The organism is Arthrobacter sp. RIT-PI-e (assembly GCF_001187915.1).
GTDB lineage: Bacteria > Actinomycetota > Actinomycetes > Actinomycetales > Micrococcaceae > Arthrobacter_D.
Genome location: NZ_LGIU01000084.1, coordinates 1 through 19,274, shown reverse-complemented (window position 1 = coordinate 19,274; position 19,274 = coordinate 1). Strand labels below are relative to the sequence as shown.

Sequence of the window (19,274 nt, the reverse complement as noted above, 5' to 3'; positions counted from 1 at the left end):
GACACCCCCATGAGCAGCAGTAGCACCCCCGGGACCCGGGACCCACGGTTCGGAGCGTGGGTCCCGGGTCTTCTCGTCATGGCGGGCGGCGTCGCGACGGCCATGGTCCTCGCGAGCCTGCAGAGCGTCCTCGGAGCCCTGGTCATCGCGCTGGTGCTCGGGATCCTGCTCGGCAACTCGGGGCTCTACGCGTCGACACTGCGCACGGGCATCCGCGGTGGTACCAAGCGCCTGCTGCGCTCGGGCGTGGTGCTCCTCGGGCTGCAGCTGGCCCTGCCGGACATCCTGGCCCTCGGCCCGCAGGTCGTCCTGCTCATCGTGGCCTGCGTGACGCTCAGCTTCTCCGGCACGCTGTGGCTGGGAGAGCGCCTCGGCCTCACCCGCGGCGGCGCCCTCCTCATGGCGGCGGGCCTCTCCATCTGCGGCGCCTCCGCCGTCGCCGGGATGCAGGGCATCGCGGACGCGGACGACGACGAGGTGGCCTCCGCCGTCGCCATGGTCACCCTCTACGGCTCACTCATGATCGTCGTGCTGCCCCTGCTGAACGCGGGGCTCGGACTGGACCCCACGCGCTTCGGTGTCTGGTCCGGGCTCGCCGTGCACGAGGTGGCGCAGGTGGTGGCCGTCGCCAGCACCGCGGGCACGATGGCGCTGGCCTCGGCGACCGTGGTCAAACTGGGCCGCGTCCTGCTGCTCGCCCCGGTGGCGGCGCTCGCCGGGCTCGGGGAGCGCCGCCGTGCCTCGGCGCCCGTCTCGACCGCGGAGGGTGCGGTGGAGCGCGCCGGAGGGAGTACACCGCTCGTGCCGCTGTTCGTGCTCGGCTTCCTCGCCATGGTGGCCCTGCGGTCGGCGGGCATCCTGCCCGAGCCGGTGCTCGACGCCGGCCGGCTGCTGACCACGATCCTGCTCGCGGCCGGGATGTTCGGTCTCGGCGCCGGGATCGACGTCCGGCGGCTGCTGCGCACGGGCGGCCGGTTCGCCCTGGTGGGTGCGGCGTCCACCGTGTTCCTGGGCGGGATCTCGCTGCTCGGCGTCCTGCTCCTGACCTGAGGATCAGGATAGGAGTCCCGAGAGAGGGTCAGCGCAGTCCCGTGCCCCGTTCCAGGGCCAGCGCGAGCAGTTCGTCGATGAGCTCCGGATAGGGCATGCCCGACTTCGCCCACATCTGCGGGTACATGCTGTTCGGCGTGAAGCCGGGCATGGTGTTGATCTCGTTGATGACCAGGCGGCCGTCGGGGGTGTAGAAGAAGTCCGCGCGGGAGAGCCCCTCACCGCCGATCGCGTCGAACGCCTCCCCGGCGAGACGGCGGACGGCGTCGATGGCCTCCGGCGGCAGGTCCGCGGGGCAGCTCAGCTCGGCGGCGGCGCCGTCCACGTACTTCGCCTCGAAGTCGTACCAGGCGTGGTCGCCGGGTTGCATCGCGATCTCCCCCGGCAGGGAGGTCCGCGGTCCGGCGAGACCACGGCCCTGCAGCACCGCCACCTCGATCTCGCGGCCCTCGATCCCGGCCTCGACGACCACCTTGGGATCGAACACCCGCGCGGCCTCGATCGCCGCGGTGATGCCGGCGGCGTCCTCGACCCGGGTGATCCCCATCGAGGATCCGGCCCGCGCCGGCTTGACGAACAGGGGGAACCCGAGTGCCGCGGCACGCGCCGTGCAGGCGTCGGGCTGCGTGCGCCACTGCCGGTCCGTGATCACCTCGTAGGGCCCCACCTCGAGCCCGGCCGCGGAGAACACCACCTTCATGTAGTGCTTGTCCATCCCGACGGCGGAGGCCAGCACCCCGGCGCCCACGTAGCGGATGTCGGCCAGCTCCAGCATGCCCTGCAGCGTGCCGTCCTCGCCGAACGGCCCGTGCAGGAGCGGCAGCACGACGTCGATCCCGCCGAGGCTCTGCGGCGCGGAGCCGGGCGCGGTGGTGAGGAGCTCCTGGCCGTCCCGGCCCTCGACGCCCCGCATCACCACGGGGTGCTCGGGTTCGGGGACCTCGGGCAGCACGTCGGAGCGCAGCGACCAGGCGGACGGATCGGCGGAGACCAGCGACCACCGACCGGATCTGGTGATGCCCACCGGGACGACGTCGTACCGTGACCTGTCGATCGCCTCGAGGACGCCCGCGGCGGTCACGCAGCTGACGGCGTGCTCGCTCGAGCGCCCGCCGAAGAGGACCAGGACGCGGGGCCTACGGGTCGACCCGATGTTCTCGTTGTTCTGCGGATTCTCGGTGTTCTCGATCGTCACGTGGCGGGATCGCCTTCCGGCTTGAGGTGGCGGGCCAGCAGGCGCGGGCCGAGGTCGTCGACGGACAGGCGTCCCTGCAGCACGGCCACCACGGCGGCGGTGATGGGCATGTCCACACCGAGCTTGCCGGCGGACGCCAGCACGGCCTCGGCGGACTTGATGCCCTCCGCGGTCTGGTTCATGCGCACGGTGACCTGCTCGAGGGTGAGGCCCTGGCCGAGGAGGTTCCCCGCCGTGTGGTTGCGCGAGAGCGCGGAGGAGCAGGTGGCGATCAGGTCGCCCATGCCGGCGAGCCCGGCCATGGTCTCGGGTTTGCCTCCCAGGGCGACGGCGAGGCGCGTGGTCTCGGCCAGGCCCCGGGTGATCACCGAGGCCTTGGTGTTGTCGCCCATGCGGCGGCCCTCGCAGATGCCGACGGCCAGGGCGATCACGTTCTTGACGATCCCGCCGATCTCCACCCCGATCACGTCCGTGGAGGTGTAGGGGCGGAAGTAGGAGGCGGTGCAGGCCGCGGCGATCCAGGCGGCGGTCGCGTGGTCGGGGCACGCCACGACGGACGCCGTGGGTTCCTCGCGGGCGATCTCGAGGGCCAGGTTGGGTCCGGAGACCACGGCGATCCGGTGCGCCGGGAGGCCGAGCTCCTCGGCGATCACCTCGCTCATGCGGGCGTCGGTGCCCACCTCCAGCCCCTTCATGAGGGAGACCACCACGGCACGCTCCGGCACCAGGGCCCGCCACGCGGGGAGCTGGGCGCGGAGGGTCTGCGCGGGGACGGCCACGACCACCAGGTCCGCGCCGGCCAGGACCTCGGCCACGTCCGGGGACGCCGTGATGTTGTCCGGGAGCCGGGTGTCACCGAGATAGCGGGAGTTGCGGTGAACCGAGGTGATCTCCTCGGCCACCTCCGGACGCCGCGACCACAGGACGACGGCGGTGCCCGGCGAGGCATCGGCGAGGACCTTGGCGAACGTGCTGCCCCAGCTGCCCGATCCGAGGACGGCGATCCGGCCGGGGGGTTCCGTACGCTCCTGCACGCCCACGGCCGCGGTCATGCCCGGCCGTCCTGTGCAGGATCCTCGGGTGTAGGATCCCCGGGTGCAGGGTCCCCGGCTACCGGGTCTCCGGGAACGACGGGCCGGGGAACGGCCTGCTCGGACGTGGTGCCCGAAGAACGCGTGCCGGCGGCGGCGTCGCGCCCGGTCCGCTCGCGTCCCTTGTCCGCAGGATCCCAGCGCTCTGCGGGGGCGTCCTGACCACGGAGTTCCACGAGGAGCTCGGTGATCGCATCGAGGATGCGAGCCGTGGCGGCGTCGAGCGTGGTGCGGGTCAGGGGCGCGCCCCGGAACTCACTGAGATCCACGGGGTCCCCCACGAGCACCCGTGCCCGTTTGCGCGGGAACACGTGGAAGCGCTTGGCGTAGCGGGGGAACACCTCGTGGGCGCCCCAGTGCGCCACCGGGACCACCGGGGCACCGGTCTGCAGCGCGAGCCGGGCGGCCCCGGTCCGGCCCTTCATGGGCCAGAGGTCGGGGTCGCGGGTCAGCGTGCCCTCGGGGTAGATGATGATGCCGCCACCGTCCGCGAGCGCGGCGCGCGCCGCCTCGAGCGACTGGTTGGCGCCGGTGGTGCTGCGTTCCACCGGGATCTGCTTGATGGTGCGCAGGATCCCGCCGATCACCGGCAGCCCGAACAGCGACGCCTTGGCCAGGAAGTGGGGCATGACGCCCTGGTTGAACAGGAAGTGACCGATCACGATCGGGTCGATCTCCGTCACGTGGTTGGGGCACACGATCATGCCCGTGTCCCGCGGCAGTTTCTCCTGGCCGGCGTACTCCTTGGCCATGAGCAGGTTCATCGCCGGCCTCACCCAGGAGCCGAGGAACAGGAACATGGCGCGTGAGCTTCGCGACTCCCCCACGGTTCGCCTCCTAGGAGATCGCCGCGGAGGCGGTGAGGGCGTCGTCGGTGATGTCGAAGTCGGCGCCGAGCCCCTCGAGCTTGTCCTGGAAACGCTCGTACCCCCGGTTGATCAGCTCGATCCCGGTCACCCGGGAGACGCCGTCGGCCGCGAGGGCCGCGATGAGGTGGCTGAAGCCACCGCGGAGGTCGGGGATGTCGATGTCCGCGCCCTGCAGCGCCGTGGGTCCGGAGATCACCGCCGAGTGCAGGAAGTTCCGCTGCCCGAACCGGCAGGGCACGCTGCCGAGGCATTCACGGTGCACCTGGATGTTCGCGCCCATGCGGATCAGCGCCTCGGTGAACCCGAAGCGGTTCTCGTACACGGTCTCGTGCACGATCGACACGCCGGAGGCCTGGGTGAGGGCCACCACGAGCGGCTGCTGCCAGTCGGTCATGAAGCCGGGGTGCACGTCCGTCTCGAGGACCAGCGGCTTCAGCGGCTTGCCGGGGTGGTAGAAGCGGATGCCGTCGTCGTCGACGTCGAAGGCACCGCCGATCTTCCGGTAGGTGTTGAGGAACGCCGTGAGATCGAGCTGGCGGGCGCCCTCCACGTAGATGTCGCCCTTGGTGACCAGCGCGGCCGAGGCCCAGGACGCCGTCTCGTTGCGGTCGGAGATCGCCTTGTGGTTGTAACCGGTGAGTTCCTTCACGCCCTCGATGCGGATCACGCGGTCCGTCTGCACCGTGATGATGGCGCCCATCTTCTGCAGCACGGCGATGAGGTCCATGATCTCGGGTTCCACGGCGGCACCGGAGAGCTCGGTGATGCCCTCGGCGCGGATGGCGGTGAGCAGCACCTGCTCGGTGGCTCCCACGCTGGGGTACGGCAGGGCGACCTTCGCGCCGTGCAGGCCCTTCGGAGCGGAGATGGAGATGCCGCCCTCGCGCTTGTCCACCACGGCGCCGAAGTTCCGGAGCACCTCGAGGTGGTAGTCGATCGGGCGGTCGCCGATCTTGCAGCCGCCGAGGTCGGGAATGAAGGCCTCGCCGATGCTGTGCATCAGGGGCCCGCAGAAGAGGATGGGGATGCGCGAGTCACCGGCGTGGGCGTCGATGTCCTTGGACCGGGCGATCCGGGCGTCGCTGGGGTCCATGGTGAGGTCCCCCGTCACGGGGTCCTTGGTCACGGTGACACCGTGCAGCTGCAGCAGGCTGGTGACGACGTCGACGTCCTTGATCTCGGGGACGTTCCGCAGCACGGACGGCGTGTTGCCCAGCAGCGACGCCACCATGGCCTTCGGGACCAGGTTCTTGGCTCCGCGGACGGACACCTTGCCCGTCAACGGAATGCCGCCGCGAATGGTCAGAACGCTACCCATGAATACCTGATTTCCCTCGTGTAGAACTCTCACGGACTCGAAATTGCCCGCTACAAGCATAGGAGCACCGGGCACCGCACAGGAACATCAGGGTACGCCGGGCTCCCGCCCCCCTGGGGAACCGCGCATCCCGGGTGAGCATTCCCGTCCGGGTGGCGGTCCGGGTCAGGTCCGCGCGGGGAGCGTGGTGGGCTTGTGCGCCGGCCGGGTGCCCTCGAAGGCGGTGATGTGCTCCTCCTGCCGGAGCGTGAGCCCGATGTCGTCGAGGCCCTCGAGGAGGCGCCAGCGCGTGTAGTCGTCGAGCTGGAACGGTGCGCTGACGGATCCGCACTGCACGGTACGGGCCTGGAGGTCCACCGTGACGGCGGTTCCCGGCTCGTTCTCCAGGACCTTCCAGATGAGCTCGATGTCGTCCTGGGCCAGCTGCGCCGCCACGAGCCCGGCCTTGCCGGAGTTGCCGCGGAAGATGTCGGCGAAACGCGAGGACAGCACGGCCCTGAAGCCGTAGTCCTTCAGCGCCCACACCGCGTGCTCCCGGGAGGACCCGGTGCCGAAGTCGGGTCCCGCCACGAGGACGGATCCACGCGTGTACGGCTCCCGGTTCAGGACGAAGTCCGGCTCCTTCCTCCAGGCCGAGAACAGGGCGTCCTCGAAACCGGTGCGCGTGATGCGCTTGAGGTAGACGGCGGGGATGATCTGGTCGGTGTCGATGTTGCTCTGGCGCAGCGGCACGCCGATCCCGGTGTGGGTGGTGATCTTCTCCATCGGGAAAGCTCCTCAGGCTGCGGGGACGGCGGATGCGGCGGGCAGGGGGGCGAGGTCCGAGGGCGAGCTCAGCGTGCCCCGGACCGCGGTGGCGGCGGCCACCACGGGTGAGACGAGGTGGGTGCGCCCGCCCTTGCCCTGGCGTCCCTCGAAGTTGCGGTTCGACGTGGAGGCGCAGCGCTCCCCCGGCGCCAGCTGGTCGGGGTTCATGCCGAGGCACATGGAGCAGCCGGCGAAACGCCATTCCGCGCCGAAGTCCTTGAACACGCGGTCCAGCCCTTCGGCCTCGGCCTCCAGGCGCACACGGGCGGAGCCGGGGACCACCATCATGCGGATGTCCGGGTCCTTCTGCCTGCCGCGGATGATGTCCGCGGCGATCCGGAGGTCCTCGATGCGGCTGTTGGTGCACGAGCCGAGGAACACGGTGTCCACGCGGATGTCCTTGAGCGGGGTACCCGGCTCCAGCGCCATGTAGTCCAGCGCACGGCTGCAGGCGGCTCTGTCGTTCTCGTCCGCGAAGTCGTCCGGGTGCGGGACGGCCTGCGAGAGGGAGACGCCCTGGCCGGGGTTGGTGCCCCAGGTGACGAAGGGCTCCAGCTCGTCCGCGTCGAGGAACACCTCGGCGTCGAACACGGCGTCGTCGTCCGTGCGCAGCTCCCGCCAGTCGGCGACGGCGGCGTCCCAGTCCGCGCCCTGCGGCGCGTGCGGGCGTCCGTGCAGGTACTCGAAGGTGGTGTCATCCGGTGCGACCATGCCCGCACGGGCCCCGGCCTCGATGGACATGTTGCAGATGGTCATCCGGGCCTCCATGGACAGCGCACGGATGGCCGACCCGCGGTACTCCAGGACGTAGCCCTGGCCACCACCGGTGCCGATCTTGGCGATGACGGCCAGGATGATGTCCTTCGAGGTGACGCCGGGCTTCAAGGTGCCCTCGACCGTGATCCCCATGGTCCGGAAGGGTTTGAGCGAGAGCGTCTGCGTGGCCATGACGTGCTCCACCTCGGACGTGCCGATCCCCATGGCGAGCGCCCCGAAGGCGCCGTGCGTGGAGGTGTGGGAGTCGCCGCAGACCACGGTCAGTCCCGGCTGCGTGAGACCCAGCTGGGGTCCCACCACGTGGACGATGCCCTGCTCCGCGTCCCCGAGGGAGTGCAGCCGGACACCGAACTCGCGGCAGTTCGCGCGGAGCGTCTCGATCTGCGTGCGGCTGGTGAGATCGGCGGTCGGCTTGTCGATGTCCAGCGTGGGCGCGTTGTGGTCCTCCGTGGCGATCGTGAGATCGGGCCGGCGCAGCCGCCGGCCGACGAGACGGAGCCCCTCGAAGGCCTGCGGTGAGGTGACCTCGTGGACGAGGTGCAGGTCGATGTAGAGGAGGTCGGGTTGCGCCTCCGTGCCCACGACGTCGCCCTTGCGCACCACGTGTGCGTCCCAGACCTTCTCTGCGAGTGTCTTGCCCATGAGGATCGTCCTTCTTCGGTTCCGGCGGGTCAGCACCCGGTGGGGGCTGCTCGTGGAGGTTGCTGCTCCGTACAACTCAACCAGCGCCCGGCTGCCGGTGCCACCCGAGCGGCTTGCGTCTCACATGATGAGACTGCAATATCATCCTATGGACAATACGAGCGGCGTCGGCGTGATCGACAAGGCCGCACTGGTACTCGATGCCCTGGAAGCCGGCCCCACCACCCTGGCGCAACTGGTGGCCTCCACGGGACTCGCCCGCCCCACCGTGCACCGCCTCGCCCTCGCCCTCGCCCACCCCCGCCTGGTGGGCCGGGACATCCAGGGCCGCTTCGTCCTCGGTGGCCGCCTGGTGGAACTGGCCTCCGCCGCCGGCGAGGACAGGCTGATCGCCGCCGCGGGGCCGGTGCTCCTGAACCTCCGCGACGCCACCGGGGAGAGCGCGCAGCTGTTCCGGCGGCAGGGCGACCGGCGGGTCTGCGTGGCGTCCGCCGAGCGGCCGGTGGGACTGCGTGACACCATCCCGGTGGGCACGCAGCTGTCCATGAAAGCGGGGTCGGCCGCCCAGTGTCTGCTGGCCTGGGAGGACCACGACCGCCTGCTGAAGGGCCTCGAGGACGCCCGGTTCACGCCGACCGTGCTGGCGGGGGCCCGGGGGCGCGGGTGGGCGCAGAGCCTCGGCGAGCGGGAGGCCGGCGTCGCCTCCGTGTCCGCCCCGGTGCGCGGGCCGTCCGGCCGGGTGATCGCCGCCGTCTCGATCTCCGGACCCATGGAGCGCCTCACCCGCCAGCCCGGCCGGATCCACGCCGAGGTGGTGTCCGACGCCGCGCGGCAGCTCACCGCCGCGGTCGCCAAAGGAGCGGACTGCCCCGTACCGCCGCCTCGGCCCGCCCGGACTGCAGCGCCGGGTCGAGCCTTCACCCGTGCGGTCGGGCCTGGCGAGGAGGGGGGTCCGGCCCGTACCGGGGGTCCGGTTCCACCGCGGAGGTCGTGTGTGCCGGTCCGCCGTGCTGCTCGATGCTCGACGTGCCGGGCGCGAACCCGTACAGTCCCGACTGGACGGCCATCGAGCCCGCGACCGGGCCCGCGGTCCGTGAGCGCTCGGACCGCGTGTTCAGCAGGAGGCGGATCGCCACCAGCACCCCGAGTGCCACGGTGAGCGGGAGGACCCATCCATCCAGGCTCCCGCCGGTCGCGGACTGCAGGAACAGGACGACCAGGACGGCGATCAGCACCACGACCGTCGTCGCCGTCAGGACACGCGAGAGTGGTGCTGCCATCACGCCACCCTACGCACTGCGTGCCTGCCCGGTCACCTCGGGTCCGCTCGCCCGGGGTGGGCGGCGCCACGGCCCCTCGGCCCTCACCGACCTGTCACCGGCCCGGGCGTGGCTCCCGGGCGACGGTGCGCGGCGGGCCGGCGGCCAGCACCGCCGCACGGAAGGCGTTGCAGCGCTCCACCTCCTCCACCACGGGCCGGACCACCACGTCCTCCGCCACCCGCGCACAGGAGTCCAGCAGACGACGTCGTACCCTCCCCGCGCGGCGAGCCGCACCCCAGCGTGCGAGCAGGGCGGCGATCACCCCGAGGAGGATGCCGATGAGCGCACCGCCCAGGATCAGCAGCGTCGGGACGGGGAACCCCTGCACCCTTGGGACCTCCACCACCGGGAGCTGCAGGAAGCCGAGCACCGCCAGGACCACGAGCCACCCCGATCCGGCTCCGAGCACCGCGAGGGCGAACCACTGCAGGACGGAGACGATGCCCCACCACCCGCTCCGTCCCGTCTCGAGATCCGTCCGCGAGACGGCCGTGTCCAGGGCGTCGGTGAGATCGTCGGAGGTGGTGCGGGCCGCATCGCGGATCGAGGTGTGCCACGGATCACCGACACCGGCGCCGACCGAGTCCCCGAACACCCGCAGCGCGTGGAGCACCGTCGCGTGCCGTGCCGGGTGCACCACGGGCAGGGAGGACCGCCGCAGCTCGGGCGCGAGGTCCGCCCTCCGCAGATTGATCCTACGCAGCGGATCCGGGCGCAGAGCGCCGAGCCAGCGCGTCACGGGCCAGCCCGTCGAAGCCCGGGCGTCGCGGCGGTAGGAGGCCCGCACGGCGTCGACCACCACCGGCACTCCCGCGGCCGCCCCGAGTTCCGCGGCGAGCGCGGTCGTCGCCGCCGCGGAGGGTGCCGCCACCGGCTCGGGCGAGGTGAACGGCAGGAGCTCGGAGGCCGCCCGGGTGGCATCGGCCTCGAGGCGCCGGGTGGCGGCGGCCCGCCCCTCGGCGATCGACGTGATGGCTGCCACGAGGTCGGGAACCCCCTCCCCCGTGCGTGCGGAGACCGGCCGCACCGTGACGCCGGGCAGGCCCTCGGCGGCGAGGATCTGCCCCAGTGACGCCGTGACCTCGCCGACCTCGTCGCGGGTGAGCCTGTCCGCCTGGTTGAGGGCCAGGAGGGTGACCGTCCCGTGGGTGGCGAGCGGGGCGAGGAAGTCGTGGTGCAGGGCGGCGTCGGCGTACTTCTGCGGATCGACCACCCAGAGCAGCACGTCCACTTGCCCCGTGAGCCGCTCCACGATCTCCCGGTGGGCGGCGGTGGTGGAGTCGAAGTCGGGGAGGTCGAGGAGGATCAGGCCCGGGGACGCCGCGGAGGTCGATCCTGGGACCACCGGGGGAACCTGTGCACTGGCGCGGGCCGGGGCCCGACGTCCTCGGTCCTTCCGGGCCGCCGCGGTCGGGAACGGACGCAGCAGGCGCCGGTACCAGGGTCCGCGTGCCTGCCCGGCCGGTCCTCGAGCGGGATCCGACTCCCCCGCCGTGTCCCGGCCGTCCGCCCGGGCGGTCTCGTTCCCGTCGCTGCTCCCGGCCCCCACGGCACGGCCCGTTCCCGGGGGCCGCCCCCGCGCGGCCCCCTCGGGCAGTTCCCCGCGTCGGCGTACCTGGAGCCAGTCCAGCAACTCGCTGCTTCCCTGCCGTCCCCAGACCAGCGCCAGCGGTTCGGAGGTGGTGGGACGGCGGGCGGCCACGCGTGCGGCATCGGTCCCGCTGAGCACGTTCACCAGCGAGGACTTCCCGCTGCCGGTGGGTCCGAAAACCCCGACCACGGTGTGGGCCGAGGACAGCGCGCGCCGCTCTCCGGCCCGGTCGAGCACGGCCAGCAGTGCCGCCAGCCGGTCCGCCGGCACCCTGTCCTCACCCCACCGGTACGCCTCCCGGAGATGCTCGAGGGCGTCGGCGAGGGACATGGCGCCCGGCACCTCGGGAGACCTGGCGCTCACGCGGGGGTCCCGCCACGATCGAGGCGCCCGGCGGGCACCGCCGATCGGAGCTGCATCGAGAGGATGCGGAGTTTCTCCGCCGACGTCTGCTGCGCGAGCGGGACGAGGCACCCCTCGAAGGCGGCTCGCTCGTGACGCAGCAGACCCTCCACACGGTCGGCGAGGTTCTTCCTCGCCGTCGTCGTCAGACGCCGCACCGCGCCATCACCGAACACGGCTTCGAGGAGCTTCTGCCCCCCCCCCGCCGAGGCCCCTGCGATCCCCCCCTCCGCCCCGCTCAATCCGCCGGTGGACGCGAAGACCACCACCATCAGTGCCACCGCGATGCCGTTCACCCCGAAGGACAGCGTGCGGGCGGTGAAGCGTTTGTCCGTCCCCTCGCTCCGGACGAGGTGGAGCAGGTCCGACTGCCATGCCCTGATCTCGCGGGCCACCTGATCGGCGAACACTTCCGCGCGCCACGGTGGTACGCCGAGGAGGAGACCCCCGCCTCCCTGTTCCACCCGCCAGCGCCGTCGCGTCACCTCGTGGGCCCGGGCCGCCTGCTCCACGATCACGGTCTGCAGTTCGCTCCCGATCGCCTCGGCCACCGTGGCGGCCGGAGCAGGACGTCCGGTGAAGAAGCCGCTGACGCGGTCCCGCGCCCGTCCGATGCGCGATTCAAGCCCGCGCATGAACTCCCCGGTACCCACGAAGTCCTGCCACCGGGCCAGGACCTCGCCGCGGAGCAGCCGGCCGTCCTCGGTCGGCGCGAGGACATCGGTGAGCGCGTCCCGGTAGGCGGCATCCACCGTCCCGTGCAGGGCACTTCCCGCCGCCTGTTCCTGCCGTACAGCCTCCGCGATGCCGTCGAGCTGCTCCGCCAGGGACCGCATGGCGCCCTGCACGGTGCGCCGGGCGATGTCGCGCCTGCCCCCGGCGTCCGCGGCCAAGGCCTGCAGCCACCGCGTGACGGGGTCCACCACCTTCGCCGGAAGAAGTTTCGAGGGGCCGAGGCGCACCTCGGGAATCACGAAGATCGGGGCGTGCCCGAGGTTCTGGGCTGTCAGGAGCGTCAGCAGATCGCCGCGGATCTCCTCCTCCACCCCGGGTGGCACGCGGTCCAGGACCACCGCCACCAGCACGTCGCGGCGGCCGGCTTCGGCCAGCAGCCTCCAGGGCACGGCGTCCGCGTAGCGGTTCGCGGTGGTCACGAAGATCCAGAGATCGGCGGCCGCGAGCAGCTGTCCGGCGAGCCGCCGGTTCTCGTCGGCGATGGAATCGACGTCGGGGGCGTCCAGGAGGGCCAGACCGGGTGGTAGCGACGCCGTGGCCCGCAGCAGCAAGGTGCTGGTCGGAGCACCGGAGCCTCCCGAGGTCACCGGCTGGACGACGTCGGCGTCGTCCGCGTACCGGACGCGGTGCAGTGTCGGGAGTACCCGTGCATCCTCGAACCAGCCGGCGTCCTCCGGGTGATGGAGCAGCAGCGGCTGCCTCGTGGTGGGGCGGACAGCGCCCGCCACCGACACGACCCGCCCCACCAGGGCGTTGACCAGGGTGGACTTGCCGGCACCGGTGGATCCGCCCACCACACCGATCAGCGGAGCATCGAGACTCGCGAGGCGCGGCAGTACGTAGTCGGTGACCTGGGCGCGGGCGGAGAGCGCAGTCCGTCGGGCGTCCTCGGAGACCGGCAGCGCGAGCGGGAAACTCAGCTGATCGAGCGAGTCCTCGACGTCCCGCAGCAGCCCCGGAAGCCCTCGGATACCGGCGGGTGCGGGAGGATCGGTCATGGCACCATCATGCCAGCCACCCTCGGAGCCCTGACGGCCGATCGTCGCAGGAACCTTCCCGCACATGAAAATGCTCCGGACACCTTTCGATGTCCGGAGCATTCCTGTCCCGTAGGACTGATGTGACCCCAGCGGGATTCGAACCCGCGTTACCGCCGTGAGAGGGCAGCGTACTAGGCCGCTATACGATGGGGCCAATACTTTTCCATCTTACTACTATTTCTTCACTGCTCGTGCCATCCTGCCAGGGGCCGGATTGCGCTGGGGTACCAGGACTCGAACCTAGAATGTTGGTACCAGAAACCAGTGTGTTGCCAATTACACCATACCCCAATGGCACTTTTTCGAAGCCCGGTGCTGCTGGATTTCGTTCGCGTAACCGCTCCGCGCCGAGAAATAACTTTACCGGACAGGAGGCGGGAACTGCAAAACGGGCCCGGCCCCTCCCCTTCCGTCCCACGCTCCGGCGGCCTCCAGGGGAGGTAGGGCGGATCGCACGACCCACCCCACCTCCCGCCGAACCGACGTCGCGACGGGCTGTCGGGGCTCAGACCACGGAGGTCCGCAGCGCCTCGATCCGGGCCACCGAGGACTCGCGGCCGAGGATCACCATGGACTCGAAGAGCGGCGGCGAGATCTTCCGGCCGGAGACGGCGGTGCGCACCGGCCCGAACGCGAGGCGGGGCTTCAGCCCCAGGGTGTCCACGAGGGCGGAGCGGAGAGCCGCCTGGAGGGACTCGGCGTCCCACTCCTCGCAGCCCTCGAGTGCGGTCAGCGTGGCACCCAGCACCTCGTCGAGATTCTCCGGCAACCCCTTGCGGGCGTCGTCGGCGATGTCCACGGTGTCGTCGGCCTTGAAGAGGAACCCGATCATCTCCGGCGCCTCGCCGAGCAGGGTGATGCGCTCCTGGATCAGCGGTGCTGCCGCCGCGACGATGCGCAGCTGATCCTCCGTGGGTGTCGCGTCGACGAGCCCGGCGGCTGCCAGGTAGGGCAACAGGCGGGAACGGAACTCCGCCGGGTCGAGCAGCCGCACGTGGGTCCCGTTGATGGCCTCCGCCTTCTTCAGGTCGAAGCGTGCAGGGTTGGCGAGGACATCGCGGACGTCGAACTTCTCCACGAGCTGCTCCACGGAGAAGATGTCCTCGTCCGCGGACATGCTCCAGCCGAGCAGCGAGAGGTAGTTCAGGAGCCCCTCGCGGGTGAAGCCGCGCTCCCGGTGCAGGAAGAGGCTGGACTCCGGATCACGCTTGGAGAGCTTCTTGTTGCCCTGACCCATGACGTAGGGCAGGTGACCGAAGAGCGGCATGTAGCGGGCGACGCCGATGTCGATCAGCGCCCGGTACAGCGCCACCTGCCGCGGCGTCGAGGACAGCAGGTCCTCTCCGCGCAGCACATGGGTGATCCCCATCAGGGCGTCGTCGACCGGGTTGACCAGTGTGTACAGCGGCGCTCCGTTGGCACGCACGACGGCGAAGTCGGGGACACTGCCGGCACGGAAGATGATCTCGCCGCGCACCAGGTCGGTGAAGGTGATGTCCTCGTCCGGCATGCGCAGACGCAGTACCGCAGGACGTCCGGAGCTCCGGAATACGTCCTTCTGCTCCTCGGTGAGCGTGCGGTCGTGGTTGTCGTAGCCGAGCTTCACGTCACGTCCGGCCGCACGGTGCCTCTCCTCCACCTCCTCCGGTGTGGAGAAGGATTCGTACAGGTGCCCGGCCTCCACGAGCCGGGTGATGACGTCCTGGTAGAGGTCACCGCGCTGCGACTGGCGGTACGGGGCGTGCGGCCCGCCCACCTCCACGCCCTCGTCCCAGTCGATCCCGAGCCAGGTCATGGCCTCGAGGAGCTGCTGGTAGCTCTCCTCGCTGTCGCGAGCGGCGTCCGTGTCCTCGATCCGGAAGACGAGCTTCCCTCCTGTGTGCCGGGCGTAGGCCCAGTTGAACAGTGCCGTGCGGATCAACCCGACGTGCGGGGTGCCGGTGGGCGAGGGGCAGAAGCGTACCCGGACGGGAGTGGCTTCGTTGACGGTGGGGATCTCTGCAGCTGTAGTCATGGTGGTCCAAGTCTAGGCGGGGGCCACCGGGCGGTCAGAAGCGCCGCCGGGCCGGCGGCGCTTCTGGGCACCGACCGGTTCGGCAGCGACGAGCGGCGTTGGAGAGGCGTCCGATCCCCTCGATGTCGATGTCGTACCGCTGGCCGTCGGTGATCAGACCCACGCCGGCCGGGGTTCCCGTGAGGATAATGTCGCCGGGCAGGAGGGTGAAGGCCTGGGACACGTAGGACACCAGCTCGCGAGCACCCCAGATCATGTCGCTCGTGGAGCCGTCCTGACGTACGTCGCCGTCCAGGCTGCCGCGGACCGTGAGGTTCTCCGGATCCAGGTCGGTCTCGATCCAGGGTCCGATGGGGCAGGAGGTGTCGAAACCCTTGGCCCGCGCCCACTGGTCGTCCGTCTTCTGGGCATCGCGCGCCGTGAGGTCGTTGGCGCAGGTGTACCCGAAGACGACGTCGTCGACACGTTCGAGGGGGACGTCCTTGCAGATCCGTCCGATGACCACCGCGAGTTCCGCCTCGTAGGAGATCTGGTCGGAGAAGGAGGGCAGCATGATCGGGTCGTTCGGGCCGATCACCGAGGTGTTGGGCTTGAGGAACATCAGCGGTGCGGCCGGCGTCTCACTGCCCATCTCGGCGATGTGGTCGGCGTAGTTCCGGCCGACGCCGATCACCTTGCTCCGCGGGATGACGGGCGCGAGGAGCCGGACGTCCTCGAGCGCATGGCGGGTGCCGGTGAGCTGGACGCCGGCGTAGAACGGATCACCCTGGATGACGGCGACCTCCTCGCTCCCCGCCGATCCTTCCACTACGCCGAACATCGGGTCATCATCTATAACAAAGCGCGCGATTCGCATGCCGCCAAGCCTAGCGCGCGGACGGATCGGGACGCTGCTTGCCGGACGCGAAGATGCCGCGGGCGCTCCCTCCCCAGAACGAGGGTGCCCGCGGCATCGACAGTGTGCTCAGGACCTGGATCGGCCCTCCGGCCGTCAGGGCCGATTCGGTCGGATCAGAAGGGCCAGCCACCGACCCGGTCCGGGGAGAACACGGGTGCGCTGGTGCCGGCCTTGGCGGGAGCAGCATTCGCTGCGGCGGCACCGCCGGTGATGAGGACGGACGAGAGGAGGAGTGCGGAGATGATGCGCTTCATGATGGGCCCCTTGGTGATTGCCGGTGATGATTGAGAACGCGCCCGTACAACACGACCCGCTCGGCAATATCGTAGGTCACACGCGTCACTTCTGTAACAGCTTTCCAAGACTTTCGTGAATCTTTCCGGAATGGTGCTCATATCCGGGGAAGAACCCGAATAATGGGACGAGCAGCCCGATTTATGCGGACGAACCGAAGGTGCACATGACTGACAGGGGAACCATGAGCCATCGCCTGCTGCTCGAGCTGAGGGCCCGCGATGCCTGGGATCAGCGCGACTATGCGGGGTCACAGGGACTCGCGGAGCAGATGGCGGCGAGCGCACTGGACGACGGCGACGACTTCGCCTGGTGGAATGCCACGTTCCTTGTCTCGGAGTGCCTGCGCAAGCAGGGTCTGATGAACGAATCGCGTGTCGTCGCCGATGAACTCGCGACACATCCCCTGACCTCCCAGTCCAAGGCATTGAGCGCACGCGTCCACACTCTGCGTGCCTTCGCCCTACAGGGCAGCGGAGATCTTTCAGCCGCGGTCGCCGATGCAAGACGAGCAGTAGAAGATGCACGGCTGGAACCGGATCAGTACACGATCGTCATCGAGTCGCAGAACGCCCTCGTCGCCGCGTTGGCGGAAAGTGGACTACTGGAGGAAGCATGGACTGAATGCGGAGGCCTTGCGGAGCTCTTGGAGACCAATCCGGACGTCAAGTACTCAGGTCAGTCCTACTGGGCCATCGGCAACGTCGCCTTCCTGCTCAAGCACATCGACGAAGGGGTGCACCACCACCAGCTCGCGGCACGGAGCCTGTCCCCGACCAATGACCTCGATCTGTGGGCACGATTCAATCATGGTTCGGCGCAGTTCCGGCTCGCGGCAGGCATCACCGCGCCGGAGACACTCGAATGCATCGAGCGCGCCGAACTGGCTATTTCGATCGTCGGTGGCACCGAGCGGGATCGCCTCGAGCTCCGCCTGACCCGAGCACAGTGGTCGGTGCTCACCGGGCAGTTCGACACGGCCGTCGAGCAGCTTCGCGCCATCGTCGAGTCCAAGGACCTGCTCGCCTCCCACGTCGCTGCGCAGGCGTACCTCCTCCTGGGCCAGGCCCTCGCGACACGGGCTCCCAAACCCGAAGCGCTTTCGAACCTGGAGGAGAGCGAGCGGTTGTTCCTCCAGTCCGGAGCCCAGGACAGGGCCCTGACAGCACGGACGCTGATCGACGAGCTGGAGTCCTCGCAGGGCTGATGGAGCGCCGACGTCGGCACCCGAGGGCTATCGCGTGCCGTACGGGAACCAGGGTCGGCGCCGACCCCCGTCCGGGTGGTGCTCCCCGACCCGGTCATGGCCAGGTGTCCACCACCGGATTCCCCGTCGATCACCGATGACACTCCATGTCCGCACCACCGGCGTCGGAAGTCCTCGCGGTGCTACTCTTCTCAACGTCGGCCGTGGCTCGTGAGCCCGGTGTTCCGCCCCGGTCGGCAGGTCTCTCGCACCAACGTCCTCGGTGACCCGCGGAGGCCTTCGACGACGGCGGATCTCAGGGGGAACGTGATGGTTGGTGGAGAGCGGCACCATCGTCCGGTTCCCGCGTCCTGCTCCGACGGACCGTTCCGATGCACCCCTGCCCCGGGCCCCGGACCGCACCGGACCATGCGCGGGGGCCGATGAGCACCGGGCAACGGGATCCCCGACTCGCGCTGCTGGTCGACAGCATCGTCCGGTTGTCGCGGGGTGAACTCAGCAGCCGCATAGAGCCCTCCAGCGCCCGCGACGAGGTGGACGCCGTGATCACCGGCGTGAATCTCCTCGCGGAGGAGCTGGAGCAGGTCTACGAACAGTTCGAGAAGCGCGTCGAGAGCCGTACCGCCATGCTGCGGCAGGCACACCTGGACATGATGAAGATGGCCATGTCCGACGGCCTCACCGGTCTGGCCAACCGGGTGGCTCTGATGGACGCCATCGAGGAGGCTCTCTCGCTGGCCGAGAACGGGGATTCGCCGCCGGCCCTGCTCCTGCTCGACCTGGACAGCTTCAAGAACGTGAACGACCGCTTCGGACACGACGCCGGGGACCGTGTCCTGAAGGAGGTGGCGTCCCGGCTGAACCAGGTGGTGCGCGACACCGACATGGTGGCGCGGCTCGGCGGGGACGAGTTCGCCATCCTGCTGCCCGCCGCCTCCCTGGACATCGCCATGCAGGTGGCCCGCCGGGCGCTCGAGGTCCTCGCCGAGCGGATCGAACTGGACAATCTGAACGTCCATTCACGCGCCAGTATCGGGGTGCGCGTGGGGACATCGGGGCAGAACGCCGAGGAGCTCCTGCTCGACGCGGACACGGCGATGTACGCCGCGAAGCGCGAGGGGCGGAGCATCATCAAGGTCTTCGAACCCGTCATGCTCTACTCGCGGCAACTCCGCAGTCAGATGGCCACCGAACTACGCGGGGCCATCGCGTCCGACGAACTGGTGCTGCACTACCAGCCCGTGGTGGACCTGGCCTCCCACCGGATCCTCGGCGTCGAGGTGCTGGTGCGCTGGCAGCATCCCGTCCGGGGACTCATCCCCCCGGACACGTTCATCCCGCTCGCCGAGGAGATCGGGGTGATCCACGACCTCGACCGCTGGGTCATGACCAGTTCGTTGCGGCAGCTCGGACAGTGGCGGAACGATCTGCACCTCGACGAGGACTTCCAGCTCAGGGTCAACCTCTCCGCCCTGGAACTGAAGCAGCTGGACCTGGTGGACTTCATCCGGGGTCTGCTCCGGGAGTTCGACCTGCCGGCCCGCTGTCTGGTGGTGGAGATCACCGAGACGGCGATCGTCACGCGGGGCGAGGTGGAGATGTACTCCCTCCTCAGTCTCAAACAGCTGGGCGTGGGTATCGAGATCGACGACTTCGGCACGGGATACTCCTCCATCAGCTATCTCCGCGAGCTGCCGGTCAGCATGGTGAAGGTGGATCGCTCGCTGCTGGCCGAACTCGACACCCGCCCCGGTCAGCACGAGTTCGTCGCGGCGATCCTGCAGCTCATCCGCGCCGCCGGCCTGGAAGCCGTCTTCGAGGGCATCGAGACCCGGGAGCAGGCGCAGACACTCCGTGACATGGGCTGCTCCAGCGGGCAGGGCTTCTACTTCAGCAGACCGATGCCCGGTGACGACATGGCGGCCCTGCTCACCACGACGCACCATCTGCGTGCCGAGGAGCACCTGGAGGGGGCGCGGTCGACTCCGTCCCGTTGAGGGGCCCGGTTGGACGGCAGACGGG

Annotated in this window: 14 protein-coding genes, 2 tRNA genes and 1 pseudogene; 4 read left to right on the top strand and 13 right to left on the bottom strand. The window is 70.1% G+C overall.

The annotated features are described in order from the left end of the window. Nucleotides 1-9: 9 nt before the first annotated feature. Entirely contained in the window at nucleotides 10-1,050 is a 1,041-nt protein-coding gene (locus tag AC792_RS11810; RefSeq protein WP_049830710.1) for a YeiH family protein, read from the top strand. Nucleotides 1,051-1,078: 28 nt separating this feature from the next. Here AC792_RS11810 and AC792_RS11805 read toward each other — a convergent pair whose 3' ends face one another. The 6 genes from AC792_RS11805 to leuC all read right to left on the bottom strand — a co-directional run bounded on the left by AC792_RS11805 (nucleotide 1,079) and on the right by leuC (nucleotide 7,749). Further along, a complete protein-coding gene (locus tag AC792_RS11805; protein WP_152916177.1) occupies nucleotides 1,079-2,203 on the bottom strand; it encodes a D-alanine--D-alanine ligase family protein in 1,125 nt (374 codons plus the stop codon). A 38-nt stretch (nucleotides 2,204-2,241) separates the two neighbouring features. After that, on the bottom strand, nucleotides 2,242-3,297 hold the full coding sequence (locus tag AC792_RS11800; protein WP_049830709.1) for an NAD(P)H-dependent glycerol-3-phosphate dehydrogenase: 1,056 nt from the start codon (nucleotides 3,295-3,297) through the stop codon (nucleotides 2,242-2,244). Next, on the bottom strand, nucleotides 3,294-4,163 hold the full coding sequence (locus tag AC792_RS11795) for a lysophospholipid acyltransferase family protein (protein WP_082177698.1): 870 nt from the start codon (nucleotides 4,161-4,163) through the stop codon (nucleotides 3,294-3,296). Before AC792_RS11795 ends, AC792_RS11800 begins: the two co-directional genes overlap by 4 nt. A gap of 10 nt (nucleotides 4,164-4,173) precedes the next feature. Further along, nucleotides 4,174-5,523, bottom strand: a complete 1,350-nt coding sequence (gene murA, locus AC792_RS11790; protein WP_049830708.1) for a UDP-N-acetylglucosamine 1-carboxyvinyltransferase — start codon at nucleotides 5,521-5,523, stop codon at nucleotides 4,174-4,176. A 165-nt stretch (nucleotides 5,524-5,688) separates the two neighbouring features. Beyond that, on the bottom strand, nucleotides 5,689-6,288 hold the full coding sequence (gene leuD / locus AC792_RS11785; protein ID WP_049830707.1) for a 3-isopropylmalate dehydratase small subunit: 600 nt from the start codon (nucleotides 6,286-6,288) through the stop codon (nucleotides 5,689-5,691). Nucleotides 6,289-6,300: 12 nt separating this feature from the next. Next, nucleotides 6,301-7,749, bottom strand: a complete 1,449-nt coding sequence (gene leuC, locus AC792_RS11780; protein ID WP_049830706.1) for a 3-isopropylmalate dehydratase large subunit — start codon at nucleotides 7,747-7,749, stop codon at nucleotides 6,301-6,303. 148 nt (nucleotides 7,750-7,897) lie between these two features. Between leuC and AC792_RS16520 the strand changes: the two are divergent. Beyond that, a pseudogene (locus tag AC792_RS16520) lies at nucleotides 7,898-8,614 on the top strand (IclR family transcriptional regulator); the annotation flags it as partial. A 509-nt stretch (nucleotides 8,615-9,123) separates the two neighbouring features. Here AC792_RS16520 and AC792_RS11765 read toward each other — a convergent pair. The 7 genes from AC792_RS11765 to AC792_RS17350 all read right to left on the bottom strand — a co-directional run bounded on the left by AC792_RS11765 (nucleotide 9,124) and on the right by AC792_RS17350 (nucleotide 16,005). Further along, nucleotides 9,124-11,025, bottom strand: coding sequence for a dynamin family protein (locus tag AC792_RS11765; protein ID WP_200903403.1), 1,902 nt, complete (start codon nucleotides 11,023-11,025; stop codon nucleotides 9,124-9,126). Then, entirely contained in the window at nucleotides 11,022-12,797 is a 1,776-nt protein-coding gene (locus tag AC792_RS11760; protein ID WP_049830702.1) for a dynamin family protein, read from the bottom strand. The genes AC792_RS11765 and AC792_RS11760 overlap by 4 nt, the downstream gene beginning before the upstream one ends. 123 nt (nucleotides 12,798-12,920) lie before the next feature. Further along, a tRNA-Glu gene (locus AC792_RS11755) sits at nucleotides 12,921-12,993 on the bottom strand. Nucleotides 12,994-13,058: 65 nt separating this feature from the next. After that, nucleotides 13,059-13,130 (bottom strand) — tRNA-Gln (locus AC792_RS11750). Between the two features lie 214 nt (nucleotides 13,131-13,344). After that, entirely contained in the window at nucleotides 13,345-14,853 is a 1,509-nt protein-coding gene (gene gltX, locus AC792_RS11745) for a glutamate--tRNA ligase (RefSeq protein WP_049830701.1), read from the bottom strand. Nucleotides 14,854-14,887: 34 nt separating this feature from the next. Continuing rightward, the gene (locus AC792_RS11740) at nucleotides 14,888-15,709 is read right to left on the bottom strand and encodes a fumarylacetoacetate hydrolase family protein (RefSeq protein WP_049830700.1); all 822 of its coding nucleotides are present in this window, start codon (nucleotides 15,707-15,709) and stop codon (nucleotides 14,888-14,890) included. Nucleotides 15,710-15,864: 155 nt separating this feature from the next. Beyond that, the gene (locus AC792_RS17350; RefSeq protein ID WP_160317641.1) at nucleotides 15,865-16,005 is read right to left on the bottom strand and encodes a hypothetical protein; all 141 of its coding nucleotides are present in this window, start codon (nucleotides 16,003-16,005) and stop codon (nucleotides 15,865-15,867) included. Nucleotides 16,006-16,229: 224 nt separating this feature from the next. Between AC792_RS17350 and AC792_RS11735 the strand changes: the two genes are divergently transcribed. Further along, the gene (locus tag AC792_RS11735) at nucleotides 16,230-17,252 is read left to right on the top strand and encodes a hypothetical protein (RefSeq protein ID WP_152916175.1); all 1,023 of its coding nucleotides are present in this window, start codon (nucleotides 16,230-16,232) and stop codon (nucleotides 17,250-17,252) included. Between the two features lie 422 nt (nucleotides 17,253-17,674). Further along, nucleotides 17,675-19,249, top strand: coding sequence for a putative bifunctional diguanylate cyclase/phosphodiesterase (locus AC792_RS11730; RefSeq protein WP_049830698.1), 1,575 nt, complete (start codon nucleotides 17,675-17,677; stop codon nucleotides 19,247-19,249). Nucleotides 19,250-19,274 lie beyond the last annotated feature (25 nt).

Bases quoted from the DNA above. Each gene is read 5' to 3' on its own strand.
- AC792_RS11810 (WP_049830710.1), top strand. From the start codon at position 10: ATGAGCAGCAGTAGCACCCCCGGGACCCGGGACCCACGGTTCGGAGCG.
- AC792_RS11800 (WP_049830709.1), bottom strand. From the start codon at position 3,297: ATGACCGCGGCCGTGGGCGTGCAGGAGCGTACGGAACCCCCCGGCCGG.
- murA (WP_049830708.1), bottom strand. From the start codon at position 5,523: ATGGGTAGCGTTCTGACCATTCGCGGCGGCATTCCGTTGACGGGCAAG.
- leuD (WP_049830707.1), bottom strand. From the start codon at position 6,288: ATGGAGAAGATCACCACCCACACCGGGATCGGCGTGCCGCTGCGCCAG.
- leuC (WP_049830706.1), bottom strand. From the start codon at position 7,749: ATGGGCAAGACACTCGCAGAGAAGGTCTGGGACGCACACGTGGTGCGC.
- AC792_RS11760 (WP_049830702.1), bottom strand. From the start codon at position 12,797: ATGACCGATCCTCCCGCACCCGCCGGTATCCGAGGGCTTCCGGGGCTG.
- gltX (WP_049830701.1), bottom strand. From the start codon at position 14,853: ATGACTACAGCTGCAGAGATCCCCACCGTCAACGAAGCCACTCCCGTC.
- AC792_RS11740 (WP_049830700.1), bottom strand. From the start codon at position 15,709: ATGCGAATCGCGCGCTTTGTTATAGATGATGACCCGATGTTCGGCGTA.
- AC792_RS17350 (WP_160317641.1), bottom strand. From the start codon at position 16,005: ATGAAGCGCATCATCTCCGCACTCCTCCTCTCGTCCGTCCTCATCACC.
- AC792_RS11735 (WP_152916175.1), top strand. From the start codon at position 16,230: ATGAGCCATCGCCTGCTGCTCGAGCTGAGGGCCCGCGATGCCTGGGAT.
- AC792_RS11730 (WP_049830698.1), top strand. From the start codon at position 17,675: ATGAGCACCGGGCAACGGGATCCCCGACTCGCGCTGCTGGTCGACAGC.